This window comes from Endozoicomonas sp. ISHI1, assembly GCF_024606225.1.
GTDB lineage: Bacteria > Pseudomonadota > Gammaproteobacteria > Pseudomonadales > Endozoicomonadaceae > Endozoicomonas_A.
Window position 1 is genome coordinate 134,059 of record NZ_JAGRPU010000009.1, and the last position, 19,650, is coordinate 153,708.

The 19,650-nt window shown below is 39.5% G+C and carries 18 protein-coding genes; 8 read left to right on the forward strand and 10 right to left on the reverse strand.

Going from position 1 to position 19,650, the window contains the following annotated elements:
- The first annotated feature begins 1 nt into the window (after nucleotide 1).
- Nucleotides 2-247, forward strand: coding sequence for a sulfurtransferase TusA (gene tusA / locus KBW69_RS08295; protein ID WP_257253804.1), 246 nt, complete (start codon nucleotides 2-4; stop codon nucleotides 245-247).
- Between the two features lie 201 nt (nucleotides 248-448).
- Here the strand turns inward: tusA and KBW69_RS08300 are convergent, their stop codons facing one another.
- Entirely contained in the window at nucleotides 449-1,846 is a 1,398-nt protein-coding gene (locus KBW69_RS08300) for a hypothetical protein (protein ID WP_257280577.1), read from the reverse strand.
- Between the two features lie 420 nt (nucleotides 1,847-2,266).
- Entirely contained in the window at nucleotides 2,267-2,833 is a 567-nt protein-coding gene (locus KBW69_RS08305; protein ID WP_257253808.1) for a hypothetical protein, read from the reverse strand.
- A 140-nt stretch (nucleotides 2,834-2,973) separates the two neighbouring features.
- On the opposite strand from KBW69_RS08305, the gene KBW69_RS08310 reads away from it, so the two are divergent.
- Together KBW69_RS08310 and KBW69_RS08315 are read left to right on the forward strand one after the other, a co-directional pair.
- Nucleotides 2,974-3,153, forward strand: coding sequence for a hypothetical protein (locus KBW69_RS08310; RefSeq protein WP_257253810.1), 180 nt, complete (start codon nucleotides 2,974-2,976; stop codon nucleotides 3,151-3,153).
- Between the two features lie 239 nt (nucleotides 3,154-3,392).
- Nucleotides 3,393-3,956, forward strand: a complete 564-nt coding sequence (locus tag KBW69_RS08315; RefSeq protein WP_257253812.1) for a hypothetical protein — start codon at nucleotides 3,393-3,395, stop codon at nucleotides 3,954-3,956.
- 189 nt (nucleotides 3,957-4,145) lie between these two features.
- On the opposite strand, the gene KBW69_RS08320 is transcribed toward KBW69_RS08315, so the two are convergent.
- The 4 genes from KBW69_RS08320 to KBW69_RS08335 form a co-directional block, all read right to left on the reverse strand.
- On the reverse strand, nucleotides 4,146-5,543 hold the full coding sequence (locus KBW69_RS08320; protein WP_257280578.1) for a hypothetical protein: 1,398 nt from the start codon (nucleotides 5,541-5,543) through the stop codon (nucleotides 4,146-4,148).
- Nucleotides 5,544-5,645: 102 nt separating this feature from the next.
- Nucleotides 5,646-7,034 (reverse strand): hypothetical protein, encoded by a 1,389-nt coding sequence (locus tag KBW69_RS08325; RefSeq protein ID WP_257280579.1) that lies wholly within the window; start codon nucleotides 7,032-7,034, stop codon nucleotides 5,646-5,648.
- 615 nt (nucleotides 7,035-7,649) lie between these two features.
- A complete protein-coding gene (locus KBW69_RS08330; protein ID WP_257280580.1) occupies nucleotides 7,650-8,459 on the reverse strand; it encodes a hypothetical protein in 810 nt (269 codons plus the stop codon).
- Between the two features lie 246 nt (nucleotides 8,460-8,705).
- Entirely contained in the window at nucleotides 8,706-10,094 is a 1,389-nt protein-coding gene (locus KBW69_RS08335) for a hypothetical protein (protein WP_257280581.1), read from the reverse strand.
- A 556-nt stretch (nucleotides 10,095-10,650) separates the two neighbouring features.
- Here KBW69_RS08335 and KBW69_RS08340 point away from each other — a divergent pair.
- Entirely contained in the window at nucleotides 10,651-11,412 is a 762-nt protein-coding gene (locus tag KBW69_RS08340; RefSeq protein WP_257252428.1) for a hypothetical protein, read from the forward strand.
- A gap of 38 nt (nucleotides 11,413-11,450) precedes the next feature.
- On the opposite strand, the gene KBW69_RS08345 is transcribed toward KBW69_RS08340, so the two are convergent.
- Nucleotides 11,451-12,140, reverse strand: a complete 690-nt coding sequence (locus KBW69_RS08345) for a hypothetical protein (RefSeq protein WP_257252427.1) — start codon at nucleotides 12,138-12,140, stop codon at nucleotides 11,451-11,453.
- Nucleotides 12,141-12,221: 81 nt separating this feature from the next.
- Nucleotides 12,222-13,286 (reverse strand): DUF3080 domain-containing protein, encoded by a 1,065-nt coding sequence (locus tag KBW69_RS08350; protein WP_257252426.1) that lies wholly within the window; start codon nucleotides 13,284-13,286, stop codon nucleotides 12,222-12,224.
- 163 nt (nucleotides 13,287-13,449) lie between these two features.
- Here KBW69_RS08350 and pdxB point away from each other — a divergent pair, with 163 nt between their 5' ends.
- The 4 genes from pdxB to KBW69_RS08370 all read left to right on the forward strand — a co-directional run bounded on the left by pdxB (nucleotide 13,450) and on the right by KBW69_RS08370 (nucleotide 17,164).
- On the forward strand, nucleotides 13,450-14,601 hold the full coding sequence (gene pdxB, locus KBW69_RS08355; RefSeq protein ID WP_257252425.1) for a 4-phosphoerythronate dehydrogenase PdxB: 1,152 nt from the start codon (nucleotides 13,450-13,452) through the stop codon (nucleotides 14,599-14,601).
- 95 nt (nucleotides 14,602-14,696) lie between these two features.
- Nucleotides 14,697-15,068 carry a disulfide bond formation protein B gene (locus tag KBW69_RS08360; RefSeq protein ID WP_257252423.1) on the forward strand — a complete coding sequence of 124 codons (372 nt, stop codon included), beginning with the start codon at nucleotides 14,697-14,699 and terminating at the stop codon, nucleotides 15,066-15,068.
- A 216-nt stretch (nucleotides 15,069-15,284) separates the two neighbouring features.
- Nucleotides 15,285-16,157, forward strand: coding sequence for a hypothetical protein (locus tag KBW69_RS08365; RefSeq protein WP_257280582.1), 873 nt, complete (start codon nucleotides 15,285-15,287; stop codon nucleotides 16,155-16,157).
- Between the two features lie 365 nt (nucleotides 16,158-16,522).
- Nucleotides 16,523-17,164 carry a hypothetical protein gene (locus KBW69_RS08370; protein ID WP_257252420.1) on the forward strand — a complete coding sequence of 214 codons (642 nt, stop codon included), beginning with the start codon at nucleotides 16,523-16,525 and terminating at the stop codon, nucleotides 17,162-17,164.
- A gap of 137 nt (nucleotides 17,165-17,301) precedes the next feature.
- On the opposite strand, the gene KBW69_RS08375 is transcribed toward KBW69_RS08370, so the two are convergent.
- A complete protein-coding gene (locus KBW69_RS08375; protein WP_257280583.1) occupies nucleotides 17,302-18,255 on the reverse strand; it encodes a hypothetical protein in 954 nt (317 codons plus the stop codon).
- Between the two features lie 300 nt (nucleotides 18,256-18,555).
- Entirely contained in the window at nucleotides 18,556-19,626 is a 1,071-nt protein-coding gene (locus KBW69_RS08380) for a hypothetical protein (RefSeq protein WP_257280584.1), read from the reverse strand.
- Nucleotides 19,627-19,650: the final 24 nt, after the last annotated feature.

Sequence of the window (19,650 nt, forward strand, 5' to 3'; positions counted from 1 at the left end):
TGTGTCGGATACTATAGAAATTGATCATGAACTGGATACTTCAGGTCTGCTTTGCCCGGAACCGGTCATGATGTTGCACAATAAAGTGAGAGACATGAAGCCGGGAGAAATGGTCAGGGTTATAGCGACCGATCCTTCTACCCAGCGTGATATTCCCAAGTTCTGTAACTTTCTGGATCATGAACTGCTGTCTCATGAGCAGGTGGAAAAACGGTATATCTACCTGATTCGGAAGTCAGCCTCCTAGGAGGCTTGTATTTGTGTAACTTAACCGGGTTGTCGCGCTAACCTTTCTGCTCCAATAGATAGCCCTGGCTTTTGAAAGGACAACTAAGGACAACCAGATGCCTGAGAGAGATTGCGAATGAAGGTTACGCTTTTAATCCTCGATTATTTGGGTAAAGGCAGTTTGATTTTTTATGGGTGCCCTAAATCTTCTGGTCATCTTCTAAGAACGGCGCCACGTGTCATCATGTCCATGATAATAATACTTCAGTAATTGCATGCCAACGAGGCTGTGTGCTTCTCTGTAATAAGGGTCTGGATTATAAGAGTCATCAGTACGTCCACTAACTGGCTTTTCATGAAGGTCTATAATGCAGGGTTTCTTTAAGGCACCTCTTAAAAAAACATCTTTAGCGTGCTCTGCCACAAAAAAACAACTGTTTTCACCGTCCCAGGAAACGCCTCTATCAGATTCCAAGAGATAATCGTAGTGAGATGAAATATGTACAATCTGTTTTGATAGGTGTTCATAATTACTGTCTGCTTCACCACTTAGAATATAATCAAATAGTTTTATCGCATTATCTCTGGAGTATTTTTTTGATGTTCTTTTATTTAGGTAGGGCATTTCAGAGAAAAATGATCTATGCCTCTCTAAACGGATTTTATCAGTTTCAGATAGTTGTTCTGTAACGTCTTTATCTATATAGATAAGTGGCAATGTCATTGACATTTTTGGCTGAGTGAATATCCCGTGGCTAGCTAATATATAAGGTGGTTTAGATAACCACTGATTGTCAATGTCTGAATAAAACAAATGATTAACCCCTAGTTTTTGCAAACGATTAGCTAGTTTGGTTTTGTTTTCAGACTCTGACTTAGCTATGCAAAATCTTATAGTCTCGGTAATGTTTTGAGACACAATAACTCTAATGGAATCCATAAACTGAAGGCACATCGATGAAGCATATTTCTCTAATTGCACGAGAAAACCTAACTGCAGATCTGTTTCCATAGAGATACATAAGATATTTTCATGATATTTAAATTCAGCCTTCATCTGATCAATTTGAGTCTTTGTCAGATTCATATCCGAAAACACGATAAGTAATGGAATATCATCTTTACTGAGATCAGTTCCTTCTTTTAATATTGTTTGAATATAATTAATTCCAGTAAGATGTCGAGGATTATTCAATCCATTAAATATGCTGGTGCCATGCAGTGCGGCCCATGTGTGAAAGACCGGACATGGAGGACATACCCTCAAATCCATAGCACTGGCTTTCTCCAGTGAATCAATGCCTGAAAACTTTAAGCTATCAGCCATATTCTTCCATGACTCTTTATCAATTGAATCAAAAAAATTTGGATCTGCCGTGAAAACTATATTTTTTGCAAGGCGGATGTGGTGACTATCGTTATCTTTCCCGGACGGTACCAAGGAAATACATCTTGATGATAAGTCCTTACACCCAAAATGCTCTTCTGTGTACTCTTCTGCCCTAGGAAGGTATTTCTTATTGTTAACTTTATTTTCAGATAGGCTTTCTGTCAGCGTTTCAGTGTACAGTGACGAATATCCTGCCGGATGTATTTGCTCTCCTACAACTTGATCCATGTCCTTGCTCCTTGTTCTTTGCTCCTTAGAACCTTACAACGTGTGTTGGTTCTGATTCATTGCTAACAAGTGTGCAAGAATGCCTAACAAAATGAAAAAGTGAACAAAAAGTGAAAAATGAATAAGAAATAGACAGAGAGATTCATATAAAAAATTGAAAAAGCACAAATGGAAAAAGACATTCATATATTTGACCCGCATGGATTACTTATATGGTGAGGATTACCAGGCTGGAGAGTGGCATCGGTGGAATGGTGTATATTTGAGATCAAGATTGGGCTTGGTACTGTTATAGAAATGAAAAAGCTGGGTATACAGTTGATTTTAATATGCTGATTTAGAATGATCGTGAGCCAACAAAAAATCAGGAGCTTGCACCTGAGATGCATTTCCTTAATTTGATGTTATGTCTATTTTAGCTCAATCGATTTCACTGATCAGGTGCGTTTGTAACTCGTCGTAAATCTTATCAAAAGTTGCTTTGATACCGATTAAAGGTTCCCCGTTGCTATTAAAAGAAGCAATAAAAGGAACATTAAAATGAAAAGTTACTGTATTATTATCAATTGTTGTTGATGCTGTCGTTTCGAGAAAAGTTTGCTGGTCTAATAAGGTTTCAGTAGATGAAGGCAGCTCGGAAAATGTAAGAGATTCAGGATTTTCAGATGGAAAAACTTCGGAGCAGTATGCTCTATTGTTTTTTTGATCATCTGATTCCTTTTGAATATTTACTGTCAACTGTTCAGAAATAGTTAGCTCTCGGGGACGATGATTTCTTATATTAGTTGCAATTTTTTCTGATATTTTTCCAAAAATAAATTTCTGTATCAGTTGAGTAAGACTGTATATCTCAGCATATTCCTTTTCGAAAGTTAGTCTGTTTTGATTTACTAAAACTGTTATTTTTATTGTACCCTTTATTTCATTTGATGTGGTACTGCCGGAGATAAAAAACAGTAGCATCATTGCTTTTACGAGCAGACTCATCTATCAAATCTCATTGATGGCGATACACGGCATTGAGTATAGGCATATAAAAGAATAGGGACATCCATATATTTGACCAGTCTACGGATTGAACTACTTTACTGCTGTTTCCAATTTTTACCATTGTAGCTGAAGATCTCATGACTCAGGTTCGCAGTAGCCTGATTGATTCAGGTTCGACTCCGTACTATCGGTGTGTTCGCAGGGCTAATTTGTGTGGTGAGGATCATCTGACTGAGAAGAATGTTGCGCATCATCGGCAGTGGGTGGTTGACCCATTGGTTTCCATCTTTGCCGTCGAAGCCTGTGCTGATCTGTAATGTCTAATCATTATCATCTGGTGCTGCACATTAGCTCCAGCGGGTTTTTTCTGTTCTAATTTTTCTTTTTTTGTTTAATTGTCTCGATTATTATGATTTTTTATTAATGGTTGTCCTTATCTTTTTCTTGAAAAATAAGGTGGCACCTCAAACTTTGTACTTGATTTTGGATTTTTGCTTTTCCAGATATTCAGTGCTATTTTTCGTCGTAAGTTAGGTATGACAGAGAGCAGTACAGAATGAGATTAAGAAATACGATCTTAGTGTTACTAATATATGCACTTCCATATCATTCAAGCGCAACAGTGCTTTCAACTTCTACTCGTTTCATCTCATTTTACGATAAAGCTTTTACAAGAGCATTTAAAAAAAGCGAATATAGCCTGGAAAGCTTTATTGGCGCTCGTGAATCATCTGGGCTTTCAAAAATGATTGAAGGTATTAGAATGATGAGAGCAGTGCTTTTAAGCGAAACTCAATCTAACCCCACAAATCCAAAAGATATATATTTAGGGCAATTATGGAACTTGCAACAGAATGGTTTAGTTGCTACCAGCGTTGATCAATTTTTAATGTTTTCTTCCCTGTCTCCCTTGTCCGGACCAGGTGGTCAACTTGATAATACTTTTGAGGGTTTGCAAAGAAATAAAGGATTGAATGAGGACTTAAAGAAGGTCTTGCTGATGGTGTTGGAAATACTTAATGAAAGTAGTGAGTTTATAAACTCATGTAGTGAATTAGGACTACTTGAAGAACTGCAAGACATAAAGAGAGAGATTGAGGAGCTAACTCAAGGTGAATAAAAAGTGGCAGATATGAGTTTTCATTCAGGAAGCAAAAAAAACTGCATATTTGAAAAACGATAAACTTTAAGGATATCTTGGTTTATCCAATGATTTTGCATAGTCAGCACACACAATAACTGTTAGTAGGATCTCCCGCTCTTCAGGCAGGTCTTCCGGCTTGGCACTTTATCAGATCTAAGGTATTTTCTACCAAGTGCACCATGTGAAATCATGTCCATGATAATAATATTTAAGTAATTGCATTCCAATGAGACTATGTGCTTCTCTGTAATATAGGTCTGGATTATAAGAATCATCAGCAAGCTTACTAGTTGGCTTTTGATGAAGGTCTATCCTCCAGGGGTTTTTTAAAGCACCTCTTAAAAAATCTTCTTTAGAGTGCTCTGCCACAAAAAAACAACTATTTTCACCTTCCCAGGAAGCCCCCTCATCAATGTTGAATAGGCATGTGTAGATAGGTGAAATATGTGTAATCTGTTTTAATAGATGTTTAAAGTTACATTCTGCTTCACCACTTAAAATATAATCAAATAGCTTTTTTGCTTTATCTGTAGACCATTTTTCTGTATTTCTTTTATCGAAGTAAGGAAGCTCAGAGAAAAATGATCTATGTCTTTCCAAAAGTTTTCTATCAATATCAGATAGCTTTTCTTTATCCTCACTTTTTACATAGGTGAGAGGCAACGATCTTGATAGTGTCGGCTGACTAAATATTCCATGGCTAGCTAAAATGTAAGGAGGTTTGGATATCCATTGGTTATCAATATCTGAATAAAACAAATAATTAGTCCCTAGCTTTTCTAAACGATTAGCTAGTTTGATTTTGTTTTCAGATTTTGCTTTATCTATACAAAAGCTTATAGTCTCAGTAATGTGTTGAGATACAACAAGTCTGATGGAATCCATAAACTCAAAGCTCATAGATGAAGCGTGTTTCTCTAATGGCTTGGGGAATTTTAGCTGCAGGTCTGTTTCAAGCGAGATACATAATATATTATCATGATCTTTAAATTCACCCTTCATCTTATTAATTTGAGATTCTGTTAGATTCATCTCCGAAAATACTATAAACAATGGGATATCATTTTTACTCAGATCAGTTCCTTCTTTTAATATCCTTTCAACATAATTAATTCCCCTGAGTCTTTTAGGGGTATTCAAACCATTGAATATTGTGGTGCCATGCAATGCGACCCATGTGTGAAATAGAGGGCAGGGAGGACATACCCTTAAATCCATAGCGATGGCTTTCTCTAATGAATTAATGTTTGAAAATTTTAAACTATCAGCCATATTTTTCCAGGATTCATCATCAATTGAATTTAAAAAAAATGGACTTTCATTAGCAACTATATTTTTTGCAAGTGCGATGTAGTGATGATCCTTATCTTTTTCGGTCGGAGCCAGAGAAATACTTCTTAATGACAGTACCTTGTGCTCAAGATAGTCTTCTGTGCATTCTTCTGCTTTTGAAAGGTATTTCCTATCATGATCAGTATTTTTAGATAGCCTGCCTCCCTCCGTATCGGTGTATACTGGGGTACATGCAGCCGATAATTTGTTCGACCCTATAACTTGGTCCATGTACTGATTTCTATTGTTTAATGATTTATTTCTTAGAACCTTATAACTTTTATTGGTTCTAAATGATTACTAGAAAATAGAATAGCGGTTTGGCATCTTCTATTATTTGATCCATGTGCAATCATGACCATAGTAATAATACTTGAGTAATTGCATCCCAGTGAGGCTGTGTGCTTCTCTGTAATATGGATCTGGATTATGACAATATGCAGTATCCGGTTTTTGATGAAGGTCTATCATGCTGATTCTTTTTGAAGCGGCTCTTAAAAAATCACCTTTAGAGTGCTCTCTAACAAAGAAGCAACCATTGTCACCTTTCCAGGAAACCGTTTTATTATTAGGCCTCAAAAGATAATCGTAGTCGGATGAAATATGGACTAACTGCTTTGATAGATGTTGATAATTACTCTCAGCTTCACCACTTAAAATATAATCAAATAGCATTCTCGCTTTGTCCGTAGACCATTTCTTTGAATTTTCTTTATTTAGATGAGGCAGTTCAGAGAAAAATGATCTATGCCTATCTAAAAGCTTTTTATCGACATCAGGTAGTTCTTTACTGTTAATGTATGTGTTAATAAGTGGCAATGTACTCGACATTGTTGGCAGAGTAAACATCCCATGTCTGGCTAATATGAAAGGTGGTTTCGATAACCATTGATTATCTATATCTGAATAAAATAAATGATTAGCCCCTAGCTTTTCAAAACGATTAGCTAGTTTGGTTTTTTTTTCAGAATTTGCCTTGTCTATACAAAAGCTTATAGTCTTAGTAATATTTTGAGATACAACAACTCTAATAGAATCTATAAACCTGATGTTCATGCGTGAAGCATATTGCTGCAATTCTGTAGGGAATGTTAGCTGCAGATCTGTTTCTAAGGAGATACATAAGATATTTTCATGGCTTTTAAATTCAGCCTTCATCTGATCAATTTGAGAGCTTGTTAGATTCATATCTGAAAAGACTATAAAAAGGGGGATATCACTTTCACTGAGTTTCGTTCCTTCTTCCAATATCCTCTTAACATAATTTATTTTCGTGTGTCTTTCAGGATTATTCAAGCCATTGAAAATGCTGGTGCCATGCAATGCGCCCCATGTGTGAAAGACTGGGCATGGAGGGCATACTTTCAAATCCATAGCAGTGGCTTTCTCTAATGAATCAATACCAGAAAACATTAAGCTATTAGCCATATTTTCCCAGGACTCTTCATCAATTGAATCAAAACAAAGTCGATCCAGAGTGAAGACGATATTTTTTGCAAGTTTGATGTAGTGATCATTATTATCTTTTTCGGTCGTAACCAAAGAAGTGAGTCTTGATGAAAGATCCTTATGCCCAAAATTATGTTCTCTGTGCTCTTCTGCCTCAGGAAGGTACTTCTTATCATCAGCTTTATTAATTGGTAGGCCAGCTACCTCCGATTCAGAGTGTGCCGGGGTATATGCCCCTGGCAATATGGCCGGTTTTACTACTACTTGATCCATATCTTTATTCCTTAATTCGTTCTGTTTCACTTTGTCCCTGAAAACTCTTTTTGGTTCCAATTTATGGCTAACCATTATGTAAGAATGCCTGACAAAAATGCCCGTAAGATTGAGGTTGAAAGCTGGAGTCGAGATGAGGTGAAGTAGTGCGACGTTAGACTGCCCTTTTTACTGGCCCTCTCTTGATCTATACGAGCAATGCCACTCTAAGCTGCTCAGAACCAGACCGTATCGATGAATATGTGGCAGAGTATCGTAGCCGTTTGAAGAGTATCAGTTGGTTTATGCGTCTTGGGTAAAGGCACAGGGCTTACGCACCAGTCTAATCATTCTCATTTAGCCCTACAACGAATGCCCTCGGTAGCTGAGCAAGATGTTTATTACTCCAACCAGCCTTTTTACGCTTTGTTTTGATACTCCTTTTGCTGGTAATATCAGCCTCCAGGATATTCAGAGCGATTAGGTAAACGTAGATTTCTTTGGTCTGTCTGGTGTAGCGGTTGTTTGAAGGGGCAGAAGCCAGGGCAGGGCAGTGCTCATCATCACCAAAGTATCCAGAGGGCGGGGAGCCTGAGTGATGTGAGCGTTCATAAAGAGCGGCCCAAACAATGCCATCTATTCCGTGGCTGAGTTAACTCTGTCCTCCGGTTTTGGTTTAGCCGCATCAATGTTAGAAGGATTCCCTGCCAGATCTCCAACGTCTTCAGGGCCATATAAATTGCTGGTCCCCGGATGTTCTTGCAGCATTTCTTTTCGGGATTCAAGCGCACTGTCAGCGGCTTCAACTTCAAGACGATTTATCACCTGAAAGCGTCGGGTCGCAATATTAAATGTGATGTCAACCTCCACTCCTCCGGTTTTGGTGATATTATCCGAACTAACACGAAAAACACTCCTGAACTGATCTTCAATGTCGTCAGTGGCACATAAATAGCTTGTCCCGGGATATTGACTCAGTATATCTCTCCAGGACCTGGCTCCGCAGTAAGCTGATTTAACTTCAGTAGCATCGCTAAACATGCAGACGGCTGCTGTTTTATCGTCGGCTAAAATTTTCCTGTGCACCGAGTTAAGATGCCAGGCATAATAGAATTCAGCATCATAAGGAACATGAATGAGGAATACGCAACCACTAAGCCTTATAGCTTGAACATTCTCATTGATCCCAACCCATTCACAATCATCTATACCCAATTGTAAGATTTTATTATCATTGCTTTCAGAATTATCATCAGAAGCCTTAATAGAATACGAAGACAATGCTCTGGTCGCATTGCCATTTGTATACTGAGAGGTGTTTATAAAGCGAGGAACTTGATAGTTATTAAAATATTCCGTGATGGCTTTCTGCTCATCTGACTCCATTATCTGCTTGTAAGTACGGTCAGTAAATACCTTAGTTCCATCAGAGTTAAGATTATTCATAAGATACTTCTTTACCTGGTTATTGGGTTATTCCGTAGTAACTGTTCAGAATTTGCAGGTACTTTTTGAACTTGATGAGTTACAGCCCGGAAAAATCAGCGAGCTCCAGCTCAAAATGAACATTTCTGCCTGAAGAAATGATCATCTGCATCCTGTACTCATTTACACGCAACAAAATAAAAAAAGTTCCTGAACACTGGTTCAAAGTCGTAATGGTGCGGAGTTGATGTGGTTAGGTATCTTCTACTATTGGCGCCACGTGTAATCATGTCCATAGTAATAATACTTGAGTAATTGCATGCCAACGAGACTATGTGCTTCTCTGTAATATGGATCTGGATTAAAACAATATCCATTATTCGGTTCTTCATGAAGGTCTATTATGCTTACTCTTTTTGAAGCAGCTCTTAAAAAATCATCTTTAGAGTGCTCTGTCATAAATAAACAACCATTGTCACCTTTCCAGGAAACAACTTGATTGGCAGGTTTCAGTAGATCATAGTAGTGGTGTGAAATATGTCCTATCTGTGTTGCTAGATATTGATAGTTACGCTCTGCTTCACCACTGAAAATATAATTAAATAGCTTTCTTGCTTTGTCCGTAGACCATATTTTTGATTTTCGTTTATTTAAATGAGGTAGATCGGAGAAAAAAGATCTGTGTGCCACTAAACGCTTTCTATCAATATCAGATAGTCCTGTTAAGGTGTGGCCATTGATATCTTTGAGTAGAATGTCATCTGGCATTTTTGGCAGAGTAAACATCCCATGTCTGGCTAATATGTAGGGTGGTTTGGATAACCATTGATTATCAATATCGGAATAAAATAAATGATTAACTCCGAGCTTTTCTAAACGATTAGCTAGTTTGGGTTTATTTTCAGAACTCGCCTTATCTATACAAAAGCTTAGTGTATTAGCAATGTTTTGAGACACAACAACTCTAATAGAATCCATAAACTCAAGGCTCATAGATGAAGCATATTTATTTAATGGTATAGGGAATTTTAGCTGAAGGTCTGTTTCCAAAGAGATACATAAGATATTATCATGGCTTATAAATTCAGCTTTCATCTCTTGAATTTGAGACTCTGTTAAACTCATATTCGAAAACACTATAAGCAGTGGAATATCATTTTTACTTAGACTGCTTCCTTCTTCTAATATTCTTTGAACATAATCTATCCCCTTGAGCCCTTCAGGATTATTCAAACCATTAAATATGGTGGTGCCATGCAGTGCGGCCCATGTGTGAAAGACTGGACATGGAGGACATACCCTCAAATCCATAGCTGTGGCTTTCTCCAATGAATCAATGCCTGAAAACTTTAAACCATCAGCCATGTTTTTCCAGGACTCTTCATCAATTGAATCAAAAAAAGTTTTATCGAGATTGAAGACTATATTTTTTGCAAGGTCGATATAGTAATTATTCTTATCTTTCTCGGTTGGAACCAAGGAAATGGATCTTAAAAGCAAGTCCTTATGGGCTATTTGATTTCTTGTGTGCTCTGCTGCGTCAGTAAGGTATTTATTATCATCAGCTTTGTTTATAGGCAGGCTGTCGATCTCCATTTCGAAGCATTGTGGGTTATATGACCCTTGCACGATAGTCGGTTTTACTACTTGATCCATGTCTTTATTCCTTCATTATTAGTAAATTATTCATTAGTACCTTATATTTTATTTGGGTTCAAACTAATTACTTACAAGTGTGCAAGAATGCCTAACAAAAAAATCAAACAACTGTGATTTTTTATAAAGGAGTGCTGAGTGTCGGAGCTACCGTGAAGGTATCCACTCATATTTCTCACCTTGTTTCTGTATTTATGGAAAAGAAGCAAGTTTAATCAAAGCGCGTAATAACTTAACGTTAGAATGACTAACTAATAAGATAATTTGGGAACTCCGCAAAGCATTAGGAATCAAATCTTTGGATGTTTTTACGTTGTGAGGTAATGGTATGCTGCCATCTTATCCAGACAATACATTGTATAAAGAATGGTACTTTGATAAAAGGAACCCTATTCATAAAGTAAATGCTGGGAAATTGAGTAAACGATCTTTTCGATCAATGAAAAGAGTCTCTCCTTATCCTCTGAAATTTAAGTACACACCTATTCTAAAAAAAACTCGAAGATCATTCACTCTAAGGATGAAGAGTGTAACAAATCTGGTGACACAGAAGCTCATGAAAGTACTTGCAGCAGAGTTAATTGATTGGAATAGAGCATTAAAGCTACTGAGGTCTGGAGGAGATCCATTTGCGTTTAAAGGTGATGCTTTTAGACCAAATATATTATTTAAGGTTGTTTTTGATATTACAAATGCTCCCAAAACTAAAGATAAACACCCTTTTGAAAAAGAACGAATCGAATTTATTAGGGAGCTCATGGAAAAAGAAGGGATCGAATCTTTATTGCTACAATTTGATTCAACACCTTTTGAAAATACTCCATTTACTGCAGCTGTAGCAGCCAGAGATAAGGGGGCATCAAAAGCTATATTCAATTATCTTCAAAAAACGAATCATGAGTTGCTAATTACGCCAAATCTAAAAAGTATGCCAAGGCAGTTTGGAAATAATACTCCTCTGGTGTTAGCTATTAAAACAAACAACGAAGCGTTAGCCAGAGATCTTGTGCCTTTTTATAATGCTGAGCTATTGCGCAAGCCTGTGACATGGGCAAATAGTAATGCTCTTGAGCTAGCTCATTTAGCAAGGTTTAATAATTTACTTCCAGTGATTGCAGAAGCAGCCCGAGGTTTTTCACCAGATGAAGCTAACAAGCTTCAGGCATTATACGATGAATGTCCACGTGGAAGTGATGTTTGGTATGATTTATATGAAACAGATATGTTTCTTAATGATGAAGGAGAATTTATTGAAGATAAAGAGAGAGTATCAAATTATCAACTCTACCATACTGCAAAATTTACCAACACAATATAGTGTACCAAGCGCAAAGCATACAGTTGTTAGATACTTGCTTACTCTTCAATCATTTGGGTAATGGCAGCAATGGCATCAGGGTCACCACGCTTGATCTTGTTGGCAATGATGTGGTGAAAGAAGTACTTGAAATCTTCATGTTCCTGGGCCGGAAAAAGGCATCCATCTTTGGGCAGAATGGGGGTGGTTTCTACTTTCTTTTCGTCGGCGAGCATGGCATGAATACGACCATCGTTGTATAATCGCCAGCTGGTGACATGAATCAACAGGAGGGTGTGAAAGTTGTCTTCTGTCAGGATGGCGTGGGTGCCAATGTTGTCCCCAATTTCCTGAACAATGAAGTTGGGGTCGTCTTCCTTCGTTTGATAATAACGGGCGGCCATTTCAAGCTCAGTCATTTTGTATTCGGGAGGCTCAAAAAAGGCGTGGTCATGGAAGCTGTCGTAATAGCCTTCCCAATGACCGTTCAGTGGATCATTGAGGTCTCTTGCAGGCACCAGCTTGTTGAGCCAGGGCACCATGGCATCCACAGTACCATCTTTTTTCAGGGCCCAGCAGAGAATTTTCATGCTGAACAGTTTGCCCGGATTGGCGTCGTTACTGTAAAGCATTTCCAGGCCATCCAGCTCTGGCGCCAGTCTGATAATTTTTTCACTATTTGTTTCGTTGACGGGCTTGCGGGTAAAAAGGTCAATCACATTCCCTTCGACATCCGGCTTTTTATCCATTGAATCTCCGGTGATGCAGGGCGTAAAAGTGTGAGTCAGGAATCGCCCTTAAGGCAGTCTATCGGCACTGGTGTCTGGAAGTTAATTCGCAGGATTTTGTCCGGGTTGCATTTGGCATTCAGCCAGCACTTTCTGCCAGCTTCGGGTATGTCGCAGGATGGCTTTGTCCAGTTGATGCCACACTGAAAAGGTGGAGTCAGAATAGCCAATGGCCCGTAGATAGTCTTTCATTGCCTTATCAGGAGGCGCTGGCAGTTCATGCAGTAAAGGCAGCACGACTGACCGCCACTCTCTACCTTCTGAAACTACTTTTGCCATATAAGGCTGAATACTGTCGACGTAGAAAAGTCTGAATACATTGTTGAGTCGCTCTATTTTCAAGGAGCGCCGACCTTGCGGACAGATAGTATTGCTTTTTTCCAGCATCACTGAAACCCGATTGAGGGTATTGCTGATAGCCGTGGCAGCAGCCAGTAACTGACCACTATAATGCGAAGCAGTCAATTGTTGCAGATGCATTTCCAGAGACTGTTGATCGTAGGGAGGAGAAAAACGGTCATCTTTCAGATAGAACCGCAGATAGTTTAACGCTTCCAGTGTTCCCTGGCGGCCGTTATCACCGTGGAGGGGAAGCAGAGTCTGAAAGCCGCTGAGTTGGCCTGGCAGTTCGGTATTAGACAGCAACATGTTCCATTTCGCGGCAGGCAATGCGGCTTCTTTCTGCTGGAGGATGACTTCCAGCCTGACCCTGAGTTCTGGCTTTTTATCCTGCTGCCGTAAATAGTATGTGCAGTCTTTAAGCTGGACGATCAGTTTTTTTTCGTAGTGTAGCAACTGAGATGGCTGCATCTGTTTACCCAGGCTGTTGTTGCGGTGTGCGATGAGCTGGGTGAGCTTGGGACATTCCAGAAGGTTCAGGGCTTCCAGTGCTTTCAAACGAACATCGGGCAATGGATATTGCCTCTTTCTCAGCGGAGGAAGTTCAGGAAAGCTGACTGTAGCAGAAGGCATTGGCTGTCCGGTAACAGTACTGATCCTTTCTTCATACTCCTCCAACTGATATTCAGGCGTGGACCGAAAACCACAGCCCGTCAGAGTGAAGAGCAGAAGCAGGGCGAGGAAGCGAACAGTTACTTTCAAGGTCATGAGCAATGATTGGCCAGATTGAGAGCAGTATAGGTTTTTTAATGGTTATCTTCTCTCGATTCTCTCAAACAAACGTGACAGATATGCATAAGCCCTGAGTTGTTAATTGTAAGGATGGACTATAGTATCACGGCATTACCGGACACAACGAATATCACCATCGATGAAAATTGTTGCTGACGAGAACATACCTCTTCTTCATGAATGCTTTGGGGCACTGGGTGAAGTAATGGCTTTGCAGGGTCGGGATATTACTGCAGGCGATATTGCCGGTGCAGATGCGCTGCTGGTGCGCTCAGTGACAAAGGTGAATGAATCACTGCTGAGTCAGGCGTCCTCGCTCAGGTTTGTAGGCTCCTGTACTGCGGGCGTTGATCATATTGACCAGCAAGCACTGACCAAACGGGGCATTACTTTTGCCAATGCGCCTGGTTGTAATGCCCGATCTGTTGTTGAGTATGTGCTTTGTGCTCTGGATATCCTTGCCGATCGGGAGGGCTTTAAGCTGGAGAAAAGAAAGGCAGGTATTATTGGTCATGGACAGGTGGGCAGCCGACTTTATAAGACCCTTGAAGGACTGGGTGTTGAAGTTATGGCCTGTGATCCGCTCTGTGAGCGAACGCCGGGAGTCAGATTTGAACCTCTGGAAACACTGCTGCAACAGTGTGATGTCATTGCCCTGCATACTCCCCTGACCCGGAACGTAAAGTATCCTACCCATCACATGTTGGATTATGACAGGTTAAGTCAGATAAAACCGGGTTCTATTCTAATTAATGCCGGGAGAGGTTCGGTTATTGATAATCAGGCACTGCTGAAAGTCATTGAAGAAGGTCTCGATCTCAGTGTGGTGCTGGATGTCTGGGAATATGAACCTGATGTTAATCTGGATTTGCTGGCTCGCGTAGATATTGGCACCCCTCATATTGCTGGCTACAGTCTGGACGGCAAGATCTCCGGAACCGAAACGGTCTATAAGGCTCTGTGCCAGGCCTTTGGCCTGCCGGGTCGAGTCAGGCTGGCCGCTATCACTCCCATGCCCGCCCTGAAACGAATGGGCTTCAATGACTCTGCTACAGCCGCCCAGGCTGCTGGTTTGGCGATGAAATCGGTCTACGATCTGCGACGTGACGATGCCCTCATGCGCCGCCTCTTCTTTATGGACAAGAAGGCACGCCGTATTGAGTTTGACCGAATGAGAAAGCATTATCGGGAGCGGCGGGAATTCAGCACTCTGACGGTTCAGGCAAGAAAGTGTGAGACAGGAGTTCAGGCGCATCTGAAGGCACTGGGCTTTCATCTTCAGGAGCCCTGAGGCATGTTTGGCAGTTCGCTATAAGCAGTTCATTGTAAAGAGTCTTGGTCATCTTACGATAACTCTGTTGAGATAAGTTCACTGAGACAGGTTTCATGATCACGAAGCTGGTGCTGAGCCACTACATCAGACCATTGGGTTGGATTGCTATTGTGATCTGCGCAGTGACCTGGTGGATGGATCTGGTGGAAATCGTTCAAACCTGCCCATTCTGCCGAACAGAAAGAACAGCCATTGGACTGCTCGGAGTCTTAATGGTATTGCCTCACTTCCGTTATATCAGTATTTTCTTGACCTGCCTGGTTTCCGTGGTCGGTCTTGTTACTGCTTCTCAGCACTTGTTCCTGATGATAAAAAGCTGGCACTTCTCATTGAATACTCCACTGGTCATCATAGCTTTGTGTTTGCTCAGTGGTGAGTTACTGCTCCTGATCGAACGTACCTGGCTGAACCGCAAAACAGGTTGAAACAAAAAATTCAAACTCAGGCCTGTTCTTTGTTATGCGGACTTACTTCGTAGTTAGTGTTAATAAAAAAACTAGTAAAAAAGGGAATTATTATTCCTCTTTTCTGTCATATATAATATAACCAGTGTTGGAAGGCAGAAGGTTGAAAAAAAACTGTCGTCTGGATATGGGAAAGACTGTCCGGCTATTTTAAGAAATACTACAGGATGTATGACAATGAATCCACTGACAACAACATGCTTGCAAGACCACCTCGCTTTAGCACAGCCAGAATGTTCTGGTATTAAAGAGTTAGTACCTAATAAATTAATAATTGATCAAAGCTACGAATCACAGGTTAGTGAAAAATCATTATCAGAAAGAAGCGTAGATTCTTCGAGTCAATTTCATTTTCTTAATGAAGAACTCATCGTAGAAAAATTCTACATTGAAAAACTGAGCGATAAAGAAGTCTGCATTAAAGAAATTGACGATATAGAACATTACGATGAAAAAAAAGTTCAGATTACTAAATGCGTTGTTTTTCCCTTTGTTTTAAATGGTGTCAAGCATTATAAAATAGATGCAAGAAATCCTGTTCTGGATAAAGATTGTTTAGTTTCTTTATCTTGCGCTGAGGAAGTTAATGTTGATTTATGCTATCGAGCACAAGTAAAAAAAAGGTTGTCCGAACTTTTTACGAAGGGCTTTAAGAATGTTTGTAAAACGGTTTCTTCTTTTGAAAATGAAGAAGATGTTATGCGTGGTATTTGCCACCATTTTGTTAATTATCTGGCATTTGGGATGGATAAACAAACATCGCAAAATTTCAGTGAATGGTATGAAAAACTGCCGTTTGTTTCTATTCATATATTCGATAAGAAAAAAATACGCTGGGGAGATGTTGTACAATTTTTATCAGGTGACGCGGTGATTCATAGTATGTTTTATATAGGAGATGGAAAGTATATAAGTAAACATGGTCCGATGGATATATATTTCCAATCTTTGCCTGCTGCACAAGCGACATACCCTTGCGACACAGTATGGATTGTTAGATTAGCGGCTGAATATTATTCAAAAAATATACCCTTTAAAGAAAGTTACTGACACAGCTGGTTATCTACCCTGAAGTCGGTGTGGTAGTTTTTACAGAATCACTCCTCGTCGGTCGCTTAGCCTGCAAGGTTTTGACAAGTTCATTACTCCGAAAAATGCTGTGCTTGAACGTAGATTCAATATCTTCTGCAAATTATGGTTTGGTGCAACCAATGAAGACTGCTTAGGGTCACAGTTTTCGGTCATAGAGAGTCGTTCAATGAAGCTGAACAGGATCAACTGTAAGGCCCCGAGTCTCATGACGCCGAAACAGTAAAAAGTATGGCTTGGTTTTCTATTGCCGGTATCAGTTTGCCAAGACAATTACGAACATTGAACTATCCTTAACAGCCTGACTCAATGTTGTATGGTAATTTATGAAAAGTTTAAAGGCATTCTTGCCAATTTTTATAGTTTTTATGATGTTTCCTAACTCAGGGCTCGCGGATGGTAAGGATGAGTTAGTGAAAAGAGCAAGTGACTTCAAAAAAGCTTTTTCAGATAGGTTGTATGGAACACATAGTTGGGGAGCTCAGTTTGATGGGTCTACAATGATTCAAATTGCTGAAAAGATTGTTGTCGATCATGGCATTCAAGGGGATTTGATACCGTTTATTATACCCTTGAGTGAAGAATACTCTGCTAAAGGTGATTCACTTTCACTCATCATATTAGCTGCAATGTGTCTTAATTATGTCCCACATGCAAGTCGTGAGATCATTTTAAGTTATCTTATGATATTACAGTCTGCAGTGTTTGAAGCAATGAAGTACCACGCAATTCAAAAAGAATATATTTTTAATCTGATAGAGAAAAAATTTGAGGATATGCCTTCTGATGGGATAAACTTTTTTATTAAAGAATCACAGACTGTATTTAATTCAGTTTCTCTGGACTATTATTCGACTTTTTTTCGGCCTTCTGAGCAAGCGATATTTTTAAATTATCTAAGCTGTCCTTTGACATTATTAGCTGCATTATCTTCAACCTGGGTAATCTACCCCTCTGAGCGAGAGTAAGATAAGTATTCTTTTCAACTTATATGGCATAGATTGCTTGAAAATCACTCTATGGTGCCAACCCATAAATAATGAAAAAAGTGCCTCAAATTATTTTGAGGCACTTGTAATGTTTTCTCAAACGGGTATTTTTACTATCAAAAATAGTTATAGTGCTTGCCATGCATATCGATAAAGCCATCAATATTTAACGGTTTTCTCAGTAAGACCTTTTTCCATTGATTGCCATCAGGTAAGTAATGCTGAGTGTATAAATAACTATTTATTGAATATGCTTCAACTCCTGACATTAAGCCTATAAGGGCAAAGCTACCAAAATAATCACCAACAGTTTGAAATCGCCTCCAGAAACTATAACCCTCACGCATGCGAGAAAGTCCGGTAATAGTCCAGAGTACAGGAAAAGATGCCATCCCTATTATTGCAGTTCCTTCACCGTCAGGAAAACTATAATACTTGACTGTTCTGGAGTCCGATAAATCATTCTGCAGTTTGTTTTTGAAATTTTCTCCAGTGGAAATGCTCCCTTGTTCAGCAAGTTCATTTGAAAAATTATCTAATACACTAGATATGTCTTTGTCTATTTTATTGGGTGACGCAAACATATGTGATACCCATCGTGTAATATCAGGAGATTTATACGGTTTGGTTTTAATATCGATTACTGTATTTCTGTATAAGACTAATTCGATATTATCAAGCATTAACGTTGTAGTAGGGTAAAAATAGCGGTCGCGGGATTTAAGGTTTCTTATTGTTGCAGTAGAAATAACCGGACCAAAGATATTTATTCCCTTTATCTCAGACAAATTGACATTTCTCTCTTCGGCATTAAGGTTTATCCGTTTTTTTAGTTCCTTAATATCAACAGTGTCAGTGCAAAAGTAAAATGCGGAGTAGCCCTTTTTGCCCACGCTGTGTATATAACGATGAATTGCATTGTTATATTTTTCACAATAAGTCTCATGAAATACAATCGCATAAGTTGGCTGCGACGTTAAACTATCTGCATTGAGGAAAAAAGGAAATAAGTAAAATATAGATATTATTCTGAGCAACATGGTTTTTAAATCTCCAGTCTTTATTTTCAAAGTTGGACACTAAGGAATTGAAAAGCTTCCAATCTTTCGAAATCCACTCAAAAGCAGCATAACCTATTGTAGTTAATCAAAGCTGAGACATTTACCAGTTAGCCCACTCTGAAGTTTTTCAGACAGCTAAAGCTTGCGGTGTTGAGTCATAGCAATTCCTTAAAAAGGTGTTCGCTGAACGACTGAGAACTGAAACAGTCGAAAAAAGCGTAACGAAATAATCATTTTGCCTAATTATTATCGGACGGGGGATTAATTCATAGTATGTTTTATACGCCTGCCTGTAACAGTAAAGTACTTTCATATTGAGTCATAGAGCGCTTTGTCGGGTCTGACATGGACATGCACGTCAAACCTGTGTTTCACGTGCCTGATAGTAATCGGTTCATCAATGCTCTTCACCAACTTGCCATTATAACTAACGGTGATACGTTCAATAATCAGTCCAAGATCCCGTGCAACATTCACTGTACTCTTACCGTTTACCGTCGTTTCCAGGAAAGCGGACATGAAAGCGTCCGAATCGTAATCCTTTTGGTGCTCTATCAGGGTCTCTATGGTTTTCTGATTCGTCATCATTTCCCGGTCAATGATCTTCGGCAGTTCCAAAAGCCATCCAAAACTGTCGAAACTCAACTTAAACTGCCGGGCAATCACATTGCTCATGTAGAAATCTTTGGGCTTGATAGCCCCCGATTTTCGGTTATCAATAAATTTCCAGCGATCTTGGGTGAACTCGTTTCTAAATCTGTATTCCGCGAAAGGCTCGTCCGGTTCATTGGAGCCTGTAGTGAGTGCAGCATCAAGGACAGTGATTTCGGTCGTGGTCAGCTCATCGAGCTTTTTAAATTCAGAAGTATATTGCCTCTCCAGTTCCATCAGCCGGTTTCGGATCTGTCGGTCCCGCAGGGTACGGTTTCGAAAATTTACAAGTGTTTTAAATTCAGTGCTTACTGTGTTCTCAACCTCCCGCTCCTTGAGCGCCCTCGCTATATTTTCGGGTAGCAGTGCCTCAAGCTGTTGTTCAAGCGCCCGACGCAGTTTCGGCTGCTGACATTCATCCTGCTCTGCCAAAAGGACAATCCGCCCTTCTGCCGTCATGCCAAGAGTGCTCAGTAGCTCATTGCCGGAGTTGTTCTTCAGGAAGCGCTCTATTGTTCGTGTCGCTTCTTCAAACGTTGCAGCGTGTGCTACCGTTGATGGCCCTGCATCAGCTTCTGCGGACAATTTAAGCAATTTAGCTTCACTTTTGTTATGTACAGTGACATTTTTACCCATAATGACACCAATGGGTTCTTTCTCTGTTTTAGTTCGATTATGTAGCGGCGACAATGAAATAACACTGTTATTACTGTTATTTATTCCATCCATATCTCATTACTCAAAAGTTTGTAT